The sequence below is a fragment of the Caulobacter sp. S45 genome, from assembly GCF_009765965.1.
Lineage (GTDB): Bacteria > Pseudomonadota > Alphaproteobacteria > Caulobacterales > Caulobacteraceae > CAHJWH01.
In genome coordinates this window covers 78,738-95,753 of sequence record NZ_LMUL01000004.1, presented here as the reverse complement: position 1 = coordinate 95,753, position 17,016 = coordinate 78,738, and the positions used below count along the sequence as shown (strand labels likewise).

The following is a 17,016-nucleotide window of genomic DNA, read 5'->3' as shown; positions in this document are numbered from 1 at the left end:
CCTCCCCCCCCCGCCACTGCGGCTTGCGCTTTTCGCGAAAGGCCTTGGGTCCTTCCTGCGCATCGTGGGACAGGTAGACGCGTTCGAACACGTCGTCGGCCGCCCGCAGCGCATCCGCCCGGCCCATCTCGGTGGAGATGCGCACTACAGCCTTGGCCGCCGCCACCGTCAGGGGTGCGCAGGCGACGATGGCGCGGGCCAGTTCCAGCGCGGTCGTGATCAGGGCCCCCGGCTCGGCCAGCCGGTTGACCAGCCCGACCTGGTAGGCGCGTTCGGCGGTGATCGGCTCGCCGGTCAGCAGCAGCTCCATCATGATCCGCTGCGGGACCATGTGGATCAGCGGCGCCGCCCAGGGCATTCCCCGCCCGACCTTGCCTTCGGTGATGGCGAAGCGCGCCGTGGTCGAGGCCACGCACAGGTCGCACATCTGGGCAAACATGAAGCCGCCGGCGAAGGCCACCCCGTTCACCGCCGCGATCACCGGCTTGGTCAGCTCGATCCCGTCGCCAAGGATCGGGAAGAAGCCGCGCGGCGGGACCTCCAGCCGCATCTCGGCCATCTCCTTCAGGTCGGCCCCGGCGCAGAAGGCCTTGTCGCCCGCGCCAGTCAGGATGGCGACGCGGATGGCGGGATCGGCCTCGATCCGGTGGAAGGCGTCGAACAGGCCCTGGCGCACGGCAGTGTCGATGGCGTTGCGCTGGTCCGGGCGGTTGATCGTGATAAGGGCGATTTCGGGCTCGACGACCTCGTACAGGACGGCGGCGTTCGGTTCGCTCGGGCTCAATATCCCCTCCGCATCAGTTCGTGGGCGTCGCGTTCCAACGCCTCGCGGAAGTCCGGATGGGCGATGGCGGTCAGCCGCCGGGCGCGTTCGCGGAATGGCTGGGCGCGCAGCTCGGCCGAGCCGAACTCGGTGACCACCACGTCGACGTCGGTGCGCGCGGTGGTGACGCCCGAGGTGAGGTGCAGCACGATGCGGCTCTGGGTCCCGCCCTTGGCGGTGGCCGGCAGGGCGATGATGGCGTGGCCGCCGGGCGAGCGATGGCCGGCGCGCACATAGTCGGCCTGGCCGCCGGTGCCGCCCAGATAGTCCCCGCCCACCTGCTCGGCGTTGACCTGTCCGGTGAGGTCGACCTCCACGGCGGTGTTGACGGTGACGAAGTCCGGCAGCGCCGCCAGCCGCGCCTCGTCCTGCACATAGGCGGAGGAGCGCACCACCAGTTCGGGGTTGCGGTCGGCGAAGCGGTACAGCCGGTCGGTGCCGATCAGGGCCCCGGTGACGGTGATCCCCTGGTCGAACGGCTTGCGGGCGTTGGTGACAGCGCCCTTCTCGATCAGCTCGATCACCGCGTCCCCGATCATGCCGGAATGGACGCCGAGGTCGCGCCGGTCGGCCACCAGCCGCAGCAGGGCGTCGGGCGCGGCGCCCACGCCCATCTGCAGGGTCGCGCCATCGCCGATGAAGCGGGCGGCGGCCTGGGCGATGGCGATGTCATGGGCGCCGATGGGCGGGGCCGGGACCTGGGCCACGGGCCGGTCGCTATCCACGCGCAGGTCGATGCGCTCGGGGGCGAGATAGCCGTCGCCCCAGGTGAAGGGGACCTGGGCGTTGACCTCGGCGATTACGATGCGCGCCTTGGCCACGGCCGCCTGCACATAGTCGTTGGTGACGCCGAAGCTGTGCAGGCCATTGGGGCCGATCGGGCTGACCTGGACCATGGCCACGTCGCAGCCGATCTCGCCAGCCGCGATGTAGTGGGCGATGCGCGAGACGTGGCAGGGGATCACGTCCAGCACGCCGGCCCGGGTCATCCGCCGAAGCTGGCCGATGGCCCCGAACGAGGCGAAGCGGATGTGGTCGGCGTGCTCGGACTGGATCAGGTCGGTGAAGCTCGCGCCCATGAACACGCCCAGCGGGCCAAGCTCGGCGCGCTGGGCGATCAGGGCCTCGATCAGGGTCAGCGGCTCTCCGGCCGCCTGGCTCCAGACGATGCGGTCGCCGGGGCGGATCCAGGGCTTGAGGTCGGGCAGGGGCAAGTCATTCCTCATGGTGTGCGGGTCTTTGCGCCCGGCTGTGAGGCGGACATACACGGCCGTCCGATGCGGCGACAGTCTTTGCGCCGCCTTGCCGGAGGCGGCGAGCCCCGCCAAGGTGGCGGCCATGATCCCCCGTTCCTTCCTATTCGCGCCCGGCGACAGCGCCCGCAAATGCGAAAAAGCCGCCGCCTCCGACGCCGATGCGGTGATCCTCGACCTGGAGGACGCCGTATCCGAAGCCAACAAGTCCGCCGCCCGCACCCTAGTGGGCGAGGTCTTGGCGGCGGGGTCGACGCGCAGCGGAGGTGCGGCGCTCTGGGTGCGGATCAATCCAATCGGAACGGAGCATGCGTCGCCGGACCTGGCGGCGGCCGTTGCGCCCGGGGTGGCGGGGATCGTGTTGCCCAAGGCCGAGGGGGCCGCCGATCTGGCGCGCCTCGACCACGAGCTCACGGTGCTGGAGGCGCGCGCGGGTTTGCCGGTCGGCGCGCTGCCGGTGCTGGCCATCGCGGCGGAGAGCCCGGCGGGAGTGATGAAGCTGGGCGAGCTGAACCGCGCGACTCCGCGCCTGATGGGCCTCAGCTGGGGCGGCGAGGACTTGGCGGCGGCGCTGGGGGCTGTGACCAATCGGGCCGGGGACGGCGAGTTCGACTTCACCTACCGGATGGCGCGTTCGCTCTGCCTGCTGGCGGCGTCGGCGGCCGGCGTGGCGGCGGTGGAGACGCCGAGCATGGTCTTCCGCGATCTCGAGGTGGTCGAGGCCCAGGCCCTGCGCGCCCGGCGCGAGGGGTTCTCCAGCGTCATGGCCATCCACCCCGACCAGGTGGCCGCGATCCACCGCGCCTTCACCCCGTCGGAGGCGGAGGTCGAGCATGCCCGGCGCGTGACGGCGGCCTTTGAGACCAATCCCGGCGCGGGGGTGGCCAGCTTGGATGGGCGGATGCTCGACATGCCCCACCTGAAGCAGGCGCGTCGGGTGCTGGAGCTGGCGGCGCGAGGGTAGGCGGTTCTCCTCCCCCGCTTTGCAGGGGAGGAGAAGGCTTACGCCTTCGCGGTCTTGATGTAGCTGTCGATCACCCCGTCCAGGATATCCAGCGGCACGCGGCCGTAGCTCAGCCCCGCCTCGTGGAAGTCCTTGATGTCGAAGCGCGGGCCGAGCTGCTCCTTGGCGCGGGTGCGCGCGCGGGTCCACACCGTGTGGCCGATCTTGTAGCTGCAGGCCTGGGCGGGGGTGGCGCAGTAGCGCTCCACCTCGCGGGTGGCGAAGCCGGGGGCCTCGCCGTCCAGGGCCAGGAAGTAGGCGATGGCCTGCTCGCGGGTCCAGCCCATGTGATGGATGCCGGTGTCGACCACGCAGCGGCCGGCGCGGAACAGCTGGAACTTCAGATAGCCGATCCGACCCAGGGGGTCGTCCTCGTACATGCCCAGCTCGTCGGCCAGCTGCTCGGCGTAGAGCGCCCAGCCCTCGGCGTAGCCGGAGAAGCCGCCGACTTTGCGGATCAGCGGCAGGTCCTTGTTGGAGAGCGCCAGGCCGCCTTCGAGCTGGTGGCCTGGCAGGCCCTCGTGGAACACGGTGGTCGCGAGCGAGAACTTGGGCCATTCGGCGGTGTCGTGGAGGTTGAAATAGACCAGGCCCGGCCGCGATCCATCGATCGCCGGGCTCTGCGAGAAGGCCGATGCGGCGCCGGCCTCGGTCTGCGGCGGCACGCGACGCACCTCGAACTTGTAGGGCGGCAGGCGCTTGAACGCCTTGGGCAGCAGCGGCGTGATCGCCGCCAGCCGGCCGTTGCAATAGGCGATGGCGTCCACCTTGCCGAGGTCGGTATTGGGGTAGAACGACTTGGGGTCCTTGTAGAGGGTGGCGATGCGCTCGCCGACCGTGCCCTGGGTCAGGCCCCGCGCCTTTAGCAGCCCGTCCAGGCGCGCGCTGATCTCCTTGCCCTGGTCCAGGCCCAGCTTGTGGATCTCGTCGGGCGACAGCTCGGTGGTGGTGGTGGAGTGCAGGGCCGCCGCATAGAAGGCCTCGCCATCCTTTAGCCGGCGCAGGCTGGCGTCGTGGCCGGCCTTGGCGCGGTAGGATCGGACGAGCGCGATCTGGCGGTCGAGCGCCGGGCCGACCTTCTCGGCGTAGACCTTGGCTGCGTCGATCCCGTAATGGTCGGGCAGGCCCTTCTCCTTGGCGCGCTTTGCCAGCGAGGTGACCAGCAGCGACTCTTCCGGCGCGGTGCGCGTGGCGGTCATCTGGGTCAGGGTCAGGTCGAGCATGAAGTCCGGCGGGACGATGCCCATGGCCCCGTCGTGGCGCATCCGCTCGGTCTCGCCGTCGAGCTGGTCGGCGAACGAGGCCATGCGGGACAGATAGGTGTCGGCGTCCTCAGGGGTGGCGATCTTATGCTTGGTGTCCAGGAAGTCCGGCACGCTCTGATAGACGCCGGTGAGCTGGCTGATGACGTAGGGCGACGGGCCGAAGCCCGCGCCGCCGAAGTCGAAGGTCTGGACGCGCTTGGCGCTCTCGCGGGTGTAGACCACCACGTCGTAATTGACCTTGTCGCCGGCCGACAGGCTCTCGCGCGGGAAGGCCTTCAGGCGGCCGAGCTGGTCCAGGGTCATGGCCTTGGCCGCCGCCATGCCGGCTGGGCTCTCATCGCGCAGCTTGCCGCGCAGGTCGGCGTTGGCGCCCTTGTCGAGACCGAGTTGGGTGGCGCTCTCCGGGCTGCGGCGCAGGTCCTCGTGGAACAGGGTGTCGAACAGGGCGTCGAGCTTGGCGTGGGCGTCGTCGCCCTGAACCGCACCGCCCTGGGCGAAGGCCTTGCCTGCGGTGGCCAGGGTCGGCGCGAACGCGCTCGCCGCCGTCGCGTAAAGGAAATTCCTGCGGTCCATATGTTTCCCCCAAGGTCTCGGGCGGGACCGTAAAACGTATACGGTCGCATATACAAGTGGTGCGCATATCCCGGCGGCCCCTTGCCGAAATCTCGGGCGGGGCGATGTAAGGACGATCCGAGGCGTCAGGGAGCCGTTCGATGTCGGAGCCGTCCAAGGCCGAGCTGGAAGCCCAGATGGCGGCGGCCATCGAGGCGGAGGAGTTCGAGCGCGCCGCCGAGCTTCGCGACGCGATCGTGCGGCTGGGCGACGGATCGCTGCAGGTCGCGGGCTCCCGCATCCGGCGCCAGGTTCCTGGCAAGATGGGGCTCGGCACGGACCAGCAGGTCTATGCGCCGCCCAAGGGTTGGGTCGCGCCTGAACGGCCGGCGCCGCTCACCGCCAACCACCGCAACCGCAGTGGCCCGCGGCGCAGGTCTTGAGCCGTAGTTGGCGCTAAGGACTCGTGTCGCCGGCTGCGTGCTTCGAGACGCGGCTTTCGCCGCTCCTCAGCATGACGAAGGTTTTGCAGCCCACTCTCATACGTCATCCTGAGGAGCCCCGAAGGGGCGTCTCGAAGGACGCAGATCTGGTTGCCCTCAAGCATCGCAAATCCTTGAGTCGAGGCCACAGCCTCGCGTAACCATGGCTCCATGCTGACCCTGGACGACGCCAAGGCGCTGGACGCCGACGATCCCTTCAAGGGGATGCGGGAACGGTTCTTTCTGCCGGAGGGGCTGATCTATCTGGACGGCAATTCGCTGGGGGCCATGCCGTCGGCGGCGCCGGGGCGGATGGACGAGGTGGTGCGCGGCGAATGGGGCCGCGACCTGATCCGCAGCTGGAACGTCCATGACTGGATCGGCGCGCCCCAGCGGGTGGGCGACAAGATCGCCCGGCTGGTCGGCGCGGGACCCGGCGAGGTGGTGGTGGCCGACTCCACTTCGGTCAACATCTTCAAGCTGCTGGGCGCGGCGCTCGCCCACAACGTGGGGCGCAAGGTGATCCTGACCGAGCCCGGCGACTTCCCCACCGACCTCTACATCGCCCAGGGCCTCGCCGCCCAGTTCGGGGCCGAGGTGCGGGTGGTCGAAGCCGAGGCGCTGGAGGCGGCGATCGACGACGACCTGGCCGTGCTGATGCTGACCCACGTCCATTACAAGAGCGGCCGGCGGCGCGACATGGCGGCCTTGACCGCTGCAGCCCACGCCAAGGGCGCGCTGGTGCTCTGGGACCTCAGCCACAGCGCCGGCGCCATCGCGGTGGACCTGAACGGGGCGGGCGCGGACCTGGCGGTGGGTTGCGGCTACAAGTACCTGAACGGCGGTCCCGGCGCGCCGGCCTTCCTGTTCGTGGCCGAGCGGCTGCAGGGCGTGCTGGCCTCCCCGCTGACCGGCTGGATGGGCCATGCCGAGCCGTTCGCCTTCGTCGACGACTACCGCCCCGCGCCGGGGATCGACCGCTTCCTGTGCGGGACGCCCTCGATCCTGGCGCTGACGGCGCTGGAGACCGCGATCGACCTGTTCCTCGAGACTGACCTGATTGCGCTTCACGCCAAGGGGCAGGGCCTGTGCGACCTGTTCATCGGCCAGGTTTCGGCCTTCGCCGCCGTCCACGACCTGCGCCTGGTCACGCCGAGCAGGCCGCAGCGGCGTGGAAGCCACGTCTCGTTCGCCCATCCTCAAGGCTATCCGCTGATGCAGGCCCTGATCGACCATGGCGTGGTCGGCGATTTCCGTACGCCCGACGTGGTGCGGTTCGGTTTCACGCCCCTCTACGTGGGTTACGAGGATGTCTGGCGGGCCGCCGAGGCGCTGAAAAGCTTGCTTGAAAGCGGCGTGTGGCGCGAGCCTCGCTACGCTGTTCGCGCGAAGGTGACGTAAACGGTGCGCGCATTGAGCGTTTTCGAGGAAAAATTGCCTTTCATGGTCCGTGCGGAAGCGATACGAGGCTGACGCACTTACATCCCGTCCTGTCCCTTCGGGGACCGGACGGAAAGCTAAGCGGGGCGTTCAGACCTCGCGCAATGGGAGCCAGGGTTCATGTCGCTGCCCGAGACCATGATGGACTTCGGCCTGGGCGAGACCGCGGACATGATCCGCGAGACCACCGCCCGCTTCTCCGCCGACGTGATCGCGCCCCGCGCCGCCGCCATCGACGAGACCAACGCCTTCCCGCGCGAGCTGTGGCCGCAGATGGGCGAGCTGGGTCTGCACGGGATCACGGTCGAGGAGGATTTCGGCGGCCTGGGCCTCGGCTATCTCGAACACGTGGTGGCGATGGAGGAGGTGAGCCGCGCCTCGGCCTCCATCGGACTCAGCTACGGCGCCCACTCCAACCTGTGCGTGAACCAGATCCGCCGCTGGGGGACCGAGGCGCAGAAGCGGCGCTACCTGCCCAAGCTGATCTCCGGCGAGCATGTCGGCGCCCTGGCCATGAGCGAGGTCGAGGCCGGCTCGGACGTGATCTCGATGAAGCTCCGCGCCGACAAGCGTGGCGACGTCTATGTGCTGAACGGGACCAAGTTCTGGATCACCAACGCGCCCCACGCCGACACCCTGGTGGTCTACGCCAAGACCGATCCGGCGGCGGGCTCCAAGGGGATCACCGCCTTCCTGGTCGAGAAGGATTTCAAGGGCTTCCGGGTCAGCCGCAAGCTCGACAAGATGGGCATGCGCGGCTCCGACACCGGCGAGCTGGTGTTCGAGGACTGCGAGGTCCCGGCCGAGAACGTCATGGGGCCGGTCGGCGGCGGGGCCAAGGTGCTGATGAGCGGGCTGGACTACGAGCGGGCGGTGCTGTCGGGCGGTCCGCTCGGGATCATGCAGGCCTGCCTGGATGTGGTGCTGCCCTATGTGCGCGAGCGCAAGCAGTTCGGTCAGGCCATCGGCCAGTTCCAACTGGTCCAGGCCAAGGTCGCGGACATGTACGTGGCCCTGAACTCGGCGCGGGCCTACGTCTATGCGGTGGCGAGGGCCTGTGACGCCGGGAAGACCACCCGCTTCGACGCCGCCGGCGCCATCCTGCTGGCCAGCGAGAACGCGGTGAAGACCTCGCTGGAGGCGATCCAGGCGCTGGGTGGGGCGGGCTATCTGAAGGAGTTTCCGGTCGAACGGTTCGCGCGCGACGCCAAGCTTTATGATATCGGCGCGGGGACCAACGAGATCCGGCGCTTCCTGATCGGCCGGGAGCTTGTCGGCTAGAGCGTGACGGCTAGGTGTGGAAGCCGGTTTCGGCGGCGACCGCGTTTCGCTATTGAGTGATCTTGAATGCGGTTGGTTCAATGTGAATCGGCCGCCTTCCAACGAGGAAGGGTGGTTCAGGGATGGCGTCCAAGGTCTATGCGGATGCGGCTTCGGCCGTGAAAGGCGTGCTGTTCGACGGCATGACCATCATGTCGGGCGGCTTCGGCCTGTCGGGCAACCCCGAGAACCTGATCCCGGCCATCCGCGACGCGGGCGTCAAGGGCCTGACGGTCGTCTCCAACAATTGCGGCGCCGACAATTTTGGGCTGTGGATGCTGCTGAACAACAAGCAGATCAAGAAGATGATCTCGTCCTACGTGGGCGAGAATAAGCTGTTCGAGAGCCTGTATCTCTCCGGCGAGCTGGAGCTTGAGCTGAACCCGCAAGGGACCCTGGCCGAGCGCATCCGCGCGGGCGGCGCCGGCATCCCGGCCTTCTTCACCAAGACCGGCTACGGCACCCTGGTGGCCGAGGGCAAGGAGACCCGCGAGTTCGACGGCGAGCCCTATGTGATGGAGAGCTGGCTGCGCGCCGACCTGTCCATCATCAAGGCGTGGAAGGGCGACAGCGAGGGCAACCTGATCTATCGCAAGACCGCGCGGAACTTCAATCCGATGATGGCCACGGCCGGCAAGGTCACCATCGTCGAGGTCGAGCACCTGGTCGAACCCGGCCAGCTGGAGCCCGACCAGATCCATACGCCCGGCATCTATGTCGACCGCATCTTCCAGGGCGTGGACTACGAGAAGCGGATCGAGCGGGTCACCACCCGCCCGCGCCCCGAAACCACCAAGGGTCCGGCTGTCGCCGGCACGGAGGTCTGACCATGGCCTGGACGCGCGAACAGATGGCCGAACGGGCCGCCCGCGAGCTGAAGGACGGCTTCTACGTCAACCTCGGCATCGGCATCCCGACCCTGGTGGCCAACTACATTCCCGAGGGCGTGCACGTGACGCTGCAGAGCGAGAACGGCATGCTGGGCATGGGTCCGTTCCCCTATCCGGGGGACGAGGACGCCGACCTGATCAACGCCGGCAAGCAGACCATCACCGAACTGCCGACCTCGTCCTATTTCAGTTCGTCCGACAGCTTCGCCATGATCCGTGGCGGCCACATCGACCTGTCGGTGCTGGGCGCGATGGAGGTGAGCCAGACCGGCGACATCGCCAACTGGACCATCCCCGGTAAGATGGTGAAGGGCATGGGCGGCGCGATGGACCTGGTGGCCGGGGTCAAGAAGGTGGTGGTGGTGATGGAGCACGCCAACAAGGCGGGCGAGTCCAAGCTGCTGAAGACCTGCGCCCTGCCGTTGACCGGTACGCGCTGCGTCGACCTGATCGTCACCGACCTGGCGGTGTTCACCGTCGACAAGGTCGGCGACGGCGGGTTGACCCTGATCGAACTGGCGCCCGGCGTGGAGTTGGCCGAGGTCGAGGCCAAGACCGAGGCGGCGTTCTCCAGCAAGTTGGCCAAGGCGGCCTGAGGTTATCCCTTGCCCAAGCTGAGCTCGGCCCTTTCGGCGGCGTCCGACCGTTTCCAGGCGAACGCCGCCCATAACCGGGCCCTGGTCGAGCAGCTCCGTGTCCGCTCGGCGGAGGCGGCGCTGGGCGGCCCCGAGGCGTCGCGCGCCCGGCACGTGTCGCGCGGCAAGCTGCTGGCGCGCGAGCGGGTCCAGCGCTTGCTCGACGTCGGGGCGCCCTTCCTCGAGGTCGCTCCGCTGGCGGGATACGACCTGTACGACGGCGAGGCGCCGGGTGCGGGCTTGATCACCGGCGTGGGCCGGGTGTCGGGGCGCGAGGTGATGATCGTGGCCAACGACGCCACGGTGAAGGGCGGCGTCTACTTCCCGATGACGGTGAAGAAGCATCTGCGCGCCCAGGAGATCGCGGCCCAGAATCGGCTACCCTGCATCTACCTGGTCGACAGCGGCGGGGCCAACCTGCCGCATCAGGCCGAGGTCTTCCCCGACCGCGACCACTTCGGTCGCATCTTCTACAACCAGGCCCAGATGAGCGCCCAGGGCATCGCCCAGATCGCCTGCGTCATGGGCCTGTCCACCGCCGGCGGCGCCTATGTCCCGGCGATGAGCGACGAGACGGTGATCGTGCGGGGGCGCGGCGAGGAAAGCCAGGGCGCCATCTTCCTGGCCGGTCCGCCCCTGGTGAAGGCCGCCACCGGCGAGGTCATCAGCGCCACCGAACTCGGCGGGGCCGACACCCATGGCCGGCGCTCGGGCGTGGTCGATCACGTGGCGGTGGACGACGACCATGCGCTGGAGATCGTCCGCTCCATTGTCGCGCGCCTCGGTCCGATCGAGACCGCGCCCATCGCCCGCCGGGCCTCACGTCCGCCGGCCTTCGATCCGCAGGAGCTCTACGGCGTCACGCCGCCGGACCTGCGCACGCCCTACGATGTGCGCGAGGTGATCGCCCGCATCGTCGATGGTTCGGAGCTGGACGAGTTCAAGGCGCTGTACGGGACCACCCTGGTGACGGGGTTCGCCCATATCTGGGGCTATCCTGTCGCCATCCTCGCCAACAATGGCGTGCTGTTCAGCGAGAGCGCGCTGAAGGCGGCCCACTTCATCGAGCTGGCCTGCAAGCGCTCGATCCCGCTGGTGTTCCTGCAGAACATCTCGGGCTTCATGGTCGGTGGCAAGTACGAGGCCGGCGGTATCGCCAAGGACGGGGCCAAGATGGTCATGGCGGTGGCCAACGCCAACGTGCCTAAGTTCACCGTGCTGATCGGCGGCAGTTTCGGGGCCGGCAACTACGGCATGTGCGGGCGGGCCTATTCGCCACGTTTCCTGTGGAGCTGGCCTAATGCGCGCATCTCGGTGATGGGCGGCGAACAGGCCGCCAGCGTGCTCGCCACCGTCAAGCGCGACGGGATCGAGGCCAAGGGCGGTAGTTGGCCGGTCGAGGAGGAAGCCGCCTTCAAGGCCCCGATCCGCGAGCGCTACGAGACCGAGGGCGATCCCTACTTCGCCACCGCCCGGCTCTGGGACGACGGGATCATCGACCCGGCCCAGACCCGCAACGTACTGGGTCTGGCGCTGGCCGCCTCGCTCAACGCCCCGATCCTGGAGACGCGCTTCGGCGTGTTCCGGATGTGAGGGGGTCTTGTTCACCCTTCCCCCTCGAGGGGGGAAGGGCAGGGATGGGGGTGTATGCGCCGGACCTGGGCGAACGGCGCCTGAGGTGTCGCCGCCTCTCGAGCCCATCCCCCTGCCGTAGTGGCTACACCCTCACCCCTGCCCCTCCCCCTTCGAGGGGGAGGGAAAAGAGCCGGTCCCATGCTTAAGCGCCTGCTGATCGCCAACCGCGGCGAGATCGCCCGGCGGATCATCCGCACCGCGCGCCGTATGGGCGTGGAGACGGTGGCCGTCTACTCCGACGCCGATGCGGCTGCGCCTTTTGTGGCCGAGGCCGACCGCGCCGTGCATATCGGCCCTGCGCCGGCCCGCGAGAGCTACCTGGACCCGGCCAAGGTGCTGGCGGCTGCGCGCGAGAGCGGCGCCGACAGCATCCACGCCGGCTACGGTTTCCTGTCGGAGAACGCGGACTTCGCAGAGCGCGTCATCGCCGCCGGCCTGATCTGGGTCGGGCCGCCGCCCTCCGCGATCCGCGCCATGGGGCTGAAGGACGCCGCCAAGCGGTTGATGAGCGAGGCCGGCGTGCCGGTGACGCCCGGCTACCAAGGCGAGGACCAGGCCGAAGCCCGTCTGCAGGCCGAGGCCGATCGCATCGGCTATCCCGTGCTGATCAAGGCGGTGGCCGGCGGCGGCGGCAAGGGCATGCGCAAGGTCGAGGTCTCGGCCGAGTTCGCCGCCGCCCTGGCCTCGTGCCGGCGCGAGGCGGCCGCGAGCTTCGGCGACGACCGGGTGCTGATCGAGACCTATGTGACCCGCCCGCGCCATGTCGAGGTGCAGGTGTTCGCCGACCGCCACGGGAACGCCGTCCACCTGTTCGAGCGCGACTGCTCGCTCCAGCGCCGCCACCAGAAGGTGATCGAGGAGGCCCCGGCGCCCGGCATGGACCCGGCCGTACGCGAGGCGGTCTGCGCCGCCGCCGTGCGCGCCGCCCAGGCGGTCGCCTACGAGGGCGCCGGCACCATCGAGTTCATCGCCGACGCCTCCGAGGGTCTGCGCGCCGACCGCATCTGGTTCATGGAGATGAACACCCGCCTACAGGTGGAGCACCCGGTCACCGAGGCGATCACCGGGCAGGACCTGGTGGAATGGCAGCTCCGCGTCGCCTCGGGCGAGCCGCTGCCGAAGACCCAGGGCGAACTTGCTATCAATGGCCACGCCATGGAGGCGCGCCTCTACGCCGAGAACCCGGCGACCGGCTTCCTGCCCTCCATCGGGCGGCTGGAGCGGTTCCGTCTGCCCGACGGCGTGCGCGTCGACAGCGCGGTGGAGGAGGGCGGCGAGGTCACGCCCTTCTACGACCCGATGATCGCCAAGCTGATCAGCCATGCCCCCACCCGCGAGGGCGCGGCGGCCAGCCTGGCGGCGGCGTGCGAGCAGGTCGAGGTGTGGCCGGTCAAGACCAACGCCGCCTTCCTGGCCCGCTGCCTGGCCGAGCCCGATTTCGTCGCCGGGCATGTGGACACGGGCTTTATCGGCGCGCGGCTGGACGCCCTGGCCCTCGATCCCCCGGCGTCGCCTGAGGTGCTGGTCGCCGCCGCGACCCTGCGCCTGGCGTCCGAACCGGGCGACCCGACCGAACCCTGGCGCGGGCTCGAAGGGTTCCGGCTGAACGCTCCGCCCTGCATGGAGGTGCGACTCCAGGACGAGGCGGGAGCGCATGTCGTTCAGGCGAGATCGATCCGCACACACGGCCGCCCCGCAGCGATCCGCACGGACGAGGGCCTGGTCGTGTTTGTTGGCGGCGCCGCCTATGCCTTCACCGATCCCTCGAGCGCCGCCGGCGGGGCGGATGCGGCGTCGGACGGGGCGGTGATCTCGCCCATGCCCGGCCGGATCGTCCAGGTTTCAGCCAAGGCGGGAGACGCCGTCGCCAAGGGCGCACCCCTTCTCACGCTAGAGGCGATGAAGATGGAGCACGTGCTTGTCGCCCCCTTCGATGGTGTGGTGGTGGAGCTCGACGTCAGGGCCGGCGATCAGGTCGGCGAGGGCGCGACGTTGGTGCGGCTGGAGTGCGCCTGAGCAGGGCTGCGATCTGCGCCGATTTGTGTTATCGTCTCTTCTTGACCTCAGGAAGGATCTTCCACTGCCCCCCGAATCCGCCGCCGAGACCGACGTCTCGCCCGCAGTCCCCGCGTCGCTCGCGACCGAAGACGCCCACGCGCTGACGGACCTGATCCTCGCGCGGCTGGACGACGACCAGGCCCAGGACGTCATCGTCATCGACCTGAAGGACAAGAGCCCGCTGGCCGACGCCATCGTCGTCGCCACCGGCCGGTCGCAGCGTCATGTCTCGGCCATGGCCGACCACTTGCTGCGCTCGCTGAAGGAAGGCGGCTACGGCAAGGCCCAGGTCGAAGGTCTGCCCCAGGGGGACTGGGTGCTGATCGACGCGCTGGACGTGATCGTCCACCTGTTCCGGCCCGAGGTGCGGTCCTTCTACAACATCGAGAAGATCTGGTCGGTCGAGCCGCCCCACCCGCTGGGTGGAGATCGGCCGTCGGTCACAGGCCACAACTCGGGCCACAACCCCGTCTACTAGACCGCCATGCGCGTAAGCATCCTGGCTATCGGCCGGCTTGCGCGCGGGCCTGAGCGTGAGCTCGTGGCCGACTATGTGGCGCGCGCGACCGCCGCCGGGCGCGCGCTCGGGCTCGGCCCTGTCGATGTGATCGAGCTGGAGCCCCGCAAGCCCGGCAAGGCCGCGGAAGGTGAAGCGCTGCTTGCGGCGCTGGAGGGCGGAGACGCCTTGCTGGCGGCCTGCGACGAACACGGCCAGACCTGGGCATCCCGCGACTTGGCGGCGCGCGTCGGGCGCTGGCGCGATGATGGCGTGCGGCGGCTGGTGTTCGTCATCGGCGGGGCGGATGGGCTTTCATCCGAGGTGCTGGCGAGGGCGCAGGTCAAGCTCGCCTTCGGTCCGCAGACCTGGCCCCACGCCTTGGCGCGGGTCATGTTGGCGGAGCAGGTCTATCGCGCCGTCACCATTCTCGCGGGCTCGCCCTATCATCGCGATTAGGTGAATCGTCACATGATCTGGTCAGCCGGCTGATCAATCAATTCTGAAATATACTTAGGATTGTGTATCTTAGGTGTTCAGGTCGCCTTTTAATGGTCATCTTCCAACAATACGACTGACATCTTGGGGGTGTTTGTTGTACACTTCCTTTGGTGGAAGGCGGAGACGCAAGATGGCGTTCGAACCCGTACCTGATCCGGTTCGCATCAGCGAGGAAGAGTCCGCCGTCTTGCAGACGGCGCGTCGCGACGGCTACGTGTCGGCCGAGCTGTATAGCCATGGCGACTTCAACGAAGACGGCTTCATGTTCTTCGGCAAGCTCGAGGTGATGTGCCTCAAAGGCCTGTTGCGTTTCGTCGATCGCGTAGGCGACTCCGAGCGGCGGCCGGGCGATGTGCGCATGGTGTTTGCGCCCGCCGCGGGTGGACAGGCCATCGCGGCCTAGGGGCGATGGCGCGCCAGCCTTTGCGCGGTCGGATAAAGCCGGTATGCTGATCGTCAACCGCCCGGCGATCCGCCGGGCGCCTCTGTTTTAAGACGTTCGCGTGCGGGTTCGCCTGCGCCGGGCTGGAGCAAGGGCCGAGCCCCATGACCGACATCCTGATGCCCAAGGCCACCGCCGTCTGGCTAGTGGACAACACCTCGCTCACCTTCGAGCAGATCGCCGCCTTCTGCGGGTTGCATCCGCTGGAAGTGAACGGGATCGCCGACGGTGAAGTGGCTCGCGACATCCGCGGCGCCGACCCCATCGGCAACGGCCAGCTTTCCCGCCAGGAGCTGGAGAAGGCCGAGAAGGAGCCGAACTACCGCATGGTTCAGCAGAAGAGCCGGCACGCCGAGATGTTGAAGCCCGCCAAGAAAAGCGGCGGTCGCTACACCCCCGTGTCGCGCCGCCAGGATCGCCCGGACGCCATCGCCTGGTTCCTGCGCAATCACCCGGAAGTGACCGACGCTCAGATCGCCAGCCTGCTCGGCACGACCAAGTCCACCATCGATTCCGTGCGTGACCGCACCCACTGGAACTCGGCGGCGATCAAGCCGGTGGACCCGGTGACCCTGGGCCTGGTCGGTCAGCTGAACCTGGACGATGTCGTGAAACGCGCCGCCGACAAGAAGGCCAAGGACGACGCCAAGCGCGGCATCGTGCCCGACGGCCCGACGCTGCTTTCCGCGGCGGAGACCGAAGGCGACTACGCCGCCGACGCCGACTGAAGTCCCAGATCGGGGGCCAAAGACCCACGGTGGGTGCGGAAGGGCCCTATCGCTCACATCCCGTTTCCGCCGTCATGCCCGGACTTGATCCGGGCATCCATGGCGCGGCGCTTCAGCCTTCTCGGCCGACAAGCCTGTTCCACGGCTCCCCCGATCAGTCGGGGGATGACGAAGTGAAATGGCGGATGAAATACGATCTGGAGGTCGCGCCTAACCCCTAAGGGTCGGGGCGCTTGAAACGTCAGTGCGCGCGGGCTCCGCGCAGCACCTCTATCTGCTCCTTGAGTTTGAGCTTCTGTCGTTTGAGCTCGTTGAGACGCAAGGAGTCGTTGCCGGGACGACGGTTTTCGTCCTCGATGGCCTTGTCCAGAGTTTGGTGACGGTAACCCAGTTCACGAATGCGCGCTTCAATCGCCATACGGTGCGCTCCTTCTGCTGGCAGGCGGAGTAGAGCAGACCCTTCCGCGCCTGTCAGGTCACTCTGGCGTGAAGCCATCCTCTGCTTTACCGCAGACGCAGCTCTGTTAGGACTTCAGCGCCGCCTTCAAAGCTTGATGGATCGGTTTGTGGATTGCCGAGATGAATGACGACGGGCCGATCCAGAGCGCGGAAGACGTGGCGCTGCGGGCCCGCCTTTCCAATCTGAAGGTGGAGCACCAGGACATGGACGCGGCGGTGGCTGCGCTCGAGGGCAAGCCCCGTCCCGATCAAATCCAGATCGCCCGGCTGAAAAAGAAGAAGCTGCTGCTCCGCGACGAGATCGTCCGGCTGGAAGACCAACTCACCCCCGACATCATCGCCTGAACTGGGTTCCTCGCCGAAGGGCGTTCAGCGCAGGCCCTTGCGTAGGAACATGGCGGCATCGGCTTCGGCCAGCCACCGGGTCGGCTCCAGGCCGGGTTCGTAGGCGCGCACGCCGGCCGAGGCCTTCAGCGGGATCAGCTCACCCTCGAACACCACCGGGGCGGCCCCGATGATCTCGGTCAGGGACTGCGCCTTGGCCATGGCGGCCGGTCCGTCGGCCTGGGCGAGGATGACGGCGAACTCGTCGCCGCCGAGCCGTCCCACCACGTCGGACTCGCGTACATTGTCGACCAGGATCTGCGCCGTCACCGCCAGGGCCGCGTCGCCCGCGGCGTGGCCGAAGCGGTCGTTCACGCCCTTGAAGCCGTCGAGGTCGAAATAGACCAGGCTGGCCGGCGCGTCGTAGCGGTTGCAGAAGGCGGCGCTGCGCTGAAGCTCGCGCACGAAGGCGCGGCGATTGAGCACGGGGGTCAACGGGTCCCGGTCCGCCAGCCGTTCGGCTTCCGCCAGGCGCGTGGTCAGGTGTGCGATCTCCGCGCCGCAGGCGGCCTGTTCGGCCAACAGCCTAGCCAAGGCTTCGCGCACCGCAGGGGTAAGCTCCGCCTCGGACAGACCCAGGCCCGCCAGGGTGTCTATGCGCGTCTGGCCGAGCGCCTTGCTCATTAATCGTCTCCCGGCAGCCCGCATAG

18 protein-coding genes are annotated in these 17,016 nt (G+C 68.5%); 13 read left to right on the top strand and 5 right to left on the bottom strand.

Annotated features, from left to right (window positions below; translation table 11 throughout):
* Both GSQ87_RS03080 and GSQ87_RS03075 read right to left on the bottom strand, forming a co-directional pair.
* A partial coding sequence (locus GSQ87_RS03080; protein WP_158913109.1) for an enoyl-CoA hydratase/isomerase family protein occupies positions 1-784 on the bottom strand: 784 nt, incomplete at its 3' end.
* A complete protein-coding gene (locus tag GSQ87_RS03075) occupies positions 781-2,163 on the bottom strand; it encodes an acetyl-CoA hydrolase/transferase family protein (protein ID WP_216838940.1) in 1,383 nt (460 codons plus the stop codon). The genes GSQ87_RS03075 and GSQ87_RS03080, both read right to left, overlap by 4 nt.
* Here GSQ87_RS03075 and GSQ87_RS03070 point away from each other — a divergent pair.
* Positions 2,162-3,040: a CoA ester lyase gene (locus GSQ87_RS03070; protein WP_174241392.1), complete on the top strand. Its 879-nt coding sequence runs from the start codon at positions 2,162-2,164 to the stop codon at positions 3,038-3,040. The two genes, GSQ87_RS03075 and GSQ87_RS03070, sit on opposite strands and share 2 nt — an antisense overlap.
* Positions 3,041-3,078: 38 nt before the next feature.
* Here GSQ87_RS03070 and GSQ87_RS03065 read toward each other — a convergent pair whose 3' ends face one another.
* Complete coding sequence (locus GSQ87_RS03065) at positions 3,079-4,917, bottom strand: DUF885 family protein (protein WP_158913107.1); 1,839 nt, start codon at positions 4,915-4,917, stop codon at positions 3,079-3,081.
* A gap of 140 nt (positions 4,918-5,057) precedes the next feature.
* Here GSQ87_RS03065 and GSQ87_RS03060 point away from each other — a divergent pair, with 140 nt between their 5' ends.
* From GSQ87_RS03060 to GSQ87_RS03010, 11 genes are all read left to right on the top strand, one after another.
* Positions 5,058-5,339, top strand: coding sequence for a UvrB/UvrC motif-containing protein (locus GSQ87_RS03060; protein ID WP_158913106.1), 282 nt, complete (start codon positions 5,058-5,060; stop codon positions 5,337-5,339).
* Positions 5,340-5,549: 210 nt separating this feature from the next.
* Positions 5,550-6,779, top strand: a complete 1,230-nt coding sequence (kynU, locus tag GSQ87_RS03055; protein ID WP_158913105.1) for a kynureninase — start codon at positions 5,550-5,552, stop codon at positions 6,777-6,779.
* A 159-nt stretch (positions 6,780-6,938) separates the two neighbouring features.
* The gene (locus GSQ87_RS03050) at positions 6,939-8,099 is read left to right on the top strand and encodes an isovaleryl-CoA dehydrogenase (RefSeq protein ID WP_174241391.1); all 1,161 of its coding nucleotides are present in this window, start codon (positions 6,939-6,941) and stop codon (positions 8,097-8,099) included.
* Positions 8,100-8,221: 122 nt separating this feature from the next.
* Positions 8,222-8,965: a CoA transferase subunit A gene (locus GSQ87_RS03045; RefSeq protein ID WP_158913104.1), complete on the top strand. Its 744-nt coding sequence runs from the start codon at positions 8,222-8,224 to the stop codon at positions 8,963-8,965.
* Between the two features lie 2 nt (positions 8,966-8,967).
* Positions 8,968-9,624: a 3-oxoacid CoA-transferase subunit B gene (locus tag GSQ87_RS03040; protein WP_158913103.1), complete on the top strand. Its 657-nt coding sequence runs from the start codon at positions 8,968-8,970 to the stop codon at positions 9,622-9,624.
* A 9-nt stretch (positions 9,625-9,633) separates the two neighbouring features.
* Positions 9,634-11,256 (top strand): carboxyl transferase domain-containing protein, encoded by a 1,623-nt coding sequence (locus GSQ87_RS03035; RefSeq protein ID WP_158913102.1) that lies wholly within the window; start codon positions 9,634-9,636, stop codon positions 11,254-11,256.
* A 180-nt stretch (positions 11,257-11,436) separates the two neighbouring features.
* A complete protein-coding gene (locus tag GSQ87_RS03030) occupies positions 11,437-13,314 on the top strand; it encodes a biotin carboxylase N-terminal domain-containing protein (RefSeq protein WP_158913101.1) in 1,878 nt (625 codons plus the stop codon).
* A 25-nt stretch (positions 13,315-13,339) separates the two neighbouring features.
* Complete coding sequence (gene rsfS / locus GSQ87_RS03025) at positions 13,340-13,834, top strand: ribosome silencing factor (RefSeq protein WP_254062720.1); 495 nt, start codon at positions 13,340-13,342, stop codon at positions 13,832-13,834.
* 6 nt (positions 13,835-13,840) lie between these two features.
* Positions 13,841-14,311 carry a 23S rRNA (pseudouridine(1915)-N(3))-methyltransferase RlmH gene (rlmH, locus tag GSQ87_RS03020; RefSeq protein ID WP_158913100.1) on the top strand — a complete coding sequence of 157 codons (471 nt, stop codon included), beginning with the start codon at positions 13,841-13,843 and terminating at the stop codon, positions 14,309-14,311.
* Between the two features lie 172 nt (positions 14,312-14,483).
* Complete coding sequence (locus tag GSQ87_RS03015) at positions 14,484-14,756, top strand: hypothetical protein (protein WP_158913099.1); 273 nt, start codon at positions 14,484-14,486, stop codon at positions 14,754-14,756.
* Positions 14,757-14,899: 143 nt separating this feature from the next.
* Entirely contained in the window at positions 14,900-15,523 is a 624-nt protein-coding gene (locus GSQ87_RS03010; protein ID WP_158913098.1) for a cell cycle transcriptional regulator TrcR, read from the top strand.
* 241 nt (positions 15,524-15,764) lie between these two features.
* Here the strand turns inward: GSQ87_RS03010 and GSQ87_RS03005 are convergent, their stop codons facing one another.
* Positions 15,765-15,941, bottom strand: coding sequence for a YdcH family protein (locus tag GSQ87_RS03005; protein WP_158913097.1), 177 nt, complete (start codon positions 15,939-15,941; stop codon positions 15,765-15,767).
* 161 nt (positions 15,942-16,102) lie between these two features.
* Between GSQ87_RS03005 and GSQ87_RS03000 the strand changes: the two genes are divergently transcribed.
* A complete protein-coding gene (locus GSQ87_RS03000) occupies positions 16,103-16,327 on the top strand; it encodes a YdcH family protein (RefSeq protein WP_158913096.1) in 225 nt (74 codons plus the stop codon).
* A gap of 24 nt (positions 16,328-16,351) precedes the next feature.
* Here GSQ87_RS03000 and GSQ87_RS02995 read toward each other — a convergent pair whose 3' ends face one another.
* Positions 16,352-16,990 carry a GGDEF domain-containing protein gene (locus GSQ87_RS02995; protein ID WP_254062719.1) on the bottom strand — a complete coding sequence of 213 codons (639 nt, stop codon included), beginning with the start codon at positions 16,988-16,990 and terminating at the stop codon, positions 16,352-16,354.
* Positions 16,991-17,016 lie beyond the last annotated feature (26 nt).

Bases quoted from the DNA above. Each gene is read 5' to 3' on its own strand.
- GSQ87_RS03070 (WP_174241392.1), top strand. From the start codon at position 2,162: ATGATCCCCCGTTCCTTCCTATTCGCGCCCGGCGACAGCGCCCGCAAA.
- GSQ87_RS03075 (WP_216838940.1), bottom strand. From the start codon at position 2,163: ATGGCCGCCACCTTGGCGGGGCTCGCCGCCTCCGGCAAGGCGGCGCAA.
- GSQ87_RS03065 (WP_158913107.1), bottom strand. From the start codon at position 4,917: ATGGACCGCAGGAATTTCCTTTACGCGACGGCGGCGAGCGCGTTCGCG.
- GSQ87_RS03060 (WP_158913106.1), top strand. From the start codon at position 5,058: ATGTCGGAGCCGTCCAAGGCCGAGCTGGAAGCCCAGATGGCGGCGGCC.
- kynU (WP_158913105.1), top strand. From the start codon at position 5,550: ATGCTGACCCTGGACGACGCCAAGGCGCTGGACGCCGACGATCCCTTC.
- GSQ87_RS03050 (WP_174241391.1), top strand. From the start codon at position 6,939: ATGTCGCTGCCCGAGACCATGATGGACTTCGGCCTGGGCGAGACCGCG.
- GSQ87_RS03045 (WP_158913104.1), top strand. From the start codon at position 8,222: ATGGCGTCCAAGGTCTATGCGGATGCGGCTTCGGCCGTGAAAGGCGTG.
- GSQ87_RS03040 (WP_158913103.1), top strand. From the start codon at position 8,968: ATGGCCTGGACGCGCGAACAGATGGCCGAACGGGCCGCCCGCGAGCTG.
- GSQ87_RS03030 (WP_158913101.1), top strand. From the start codon at position 11,437: ATGCTTAAGCGCCTGCTGATCGCCAACCGCGGCGAGATCGCCCGGCGG.
- rlmH (WP_158913100.1), top strand. From the start codon at position 13,841: ATGCGCGTAAGCATCCTGGCTATCGGCCGGCTTGCGCGCGGGCCTGAG.
- GSQ87_RS03015 (WP_158913099.1), top strand. From the start codon at position 14,484: ATGGCGTTCGAACCCGTACCTGATCCGGTTCGCATCAGCGAGGAAGAG.
- GSQ87_RS03010 (WP_158913098.1), top strand. From the start codon at position 14,900: ATGACCGACATCCTGATGCCCAAGGCCACCGCCGTCTGGCTAGTGGAC.
- GSQ87_RS03005 (WP_158913097.1), bottom strand. From the start codon at position 15,941: ATGGCGATTGAAGCGCGCATTCGTGAACTGGGTTACCGTCACCAAACT.
- GSQ87_RS03000 (WP_158913096.1), top strand. From the start codon at position 16,103: ATGAATGACGACGGGCCGATCCAGAGCGCGGAAGACGTGGCGCTGCGG.
- GSQ87_RS02995 (WP_254062719.1), bottom strand. From the start codon at position 16,990: ATGAGCAAGGCGCTCGGCCAGACGCGCATAGACACCCTGGCGGGCCTG.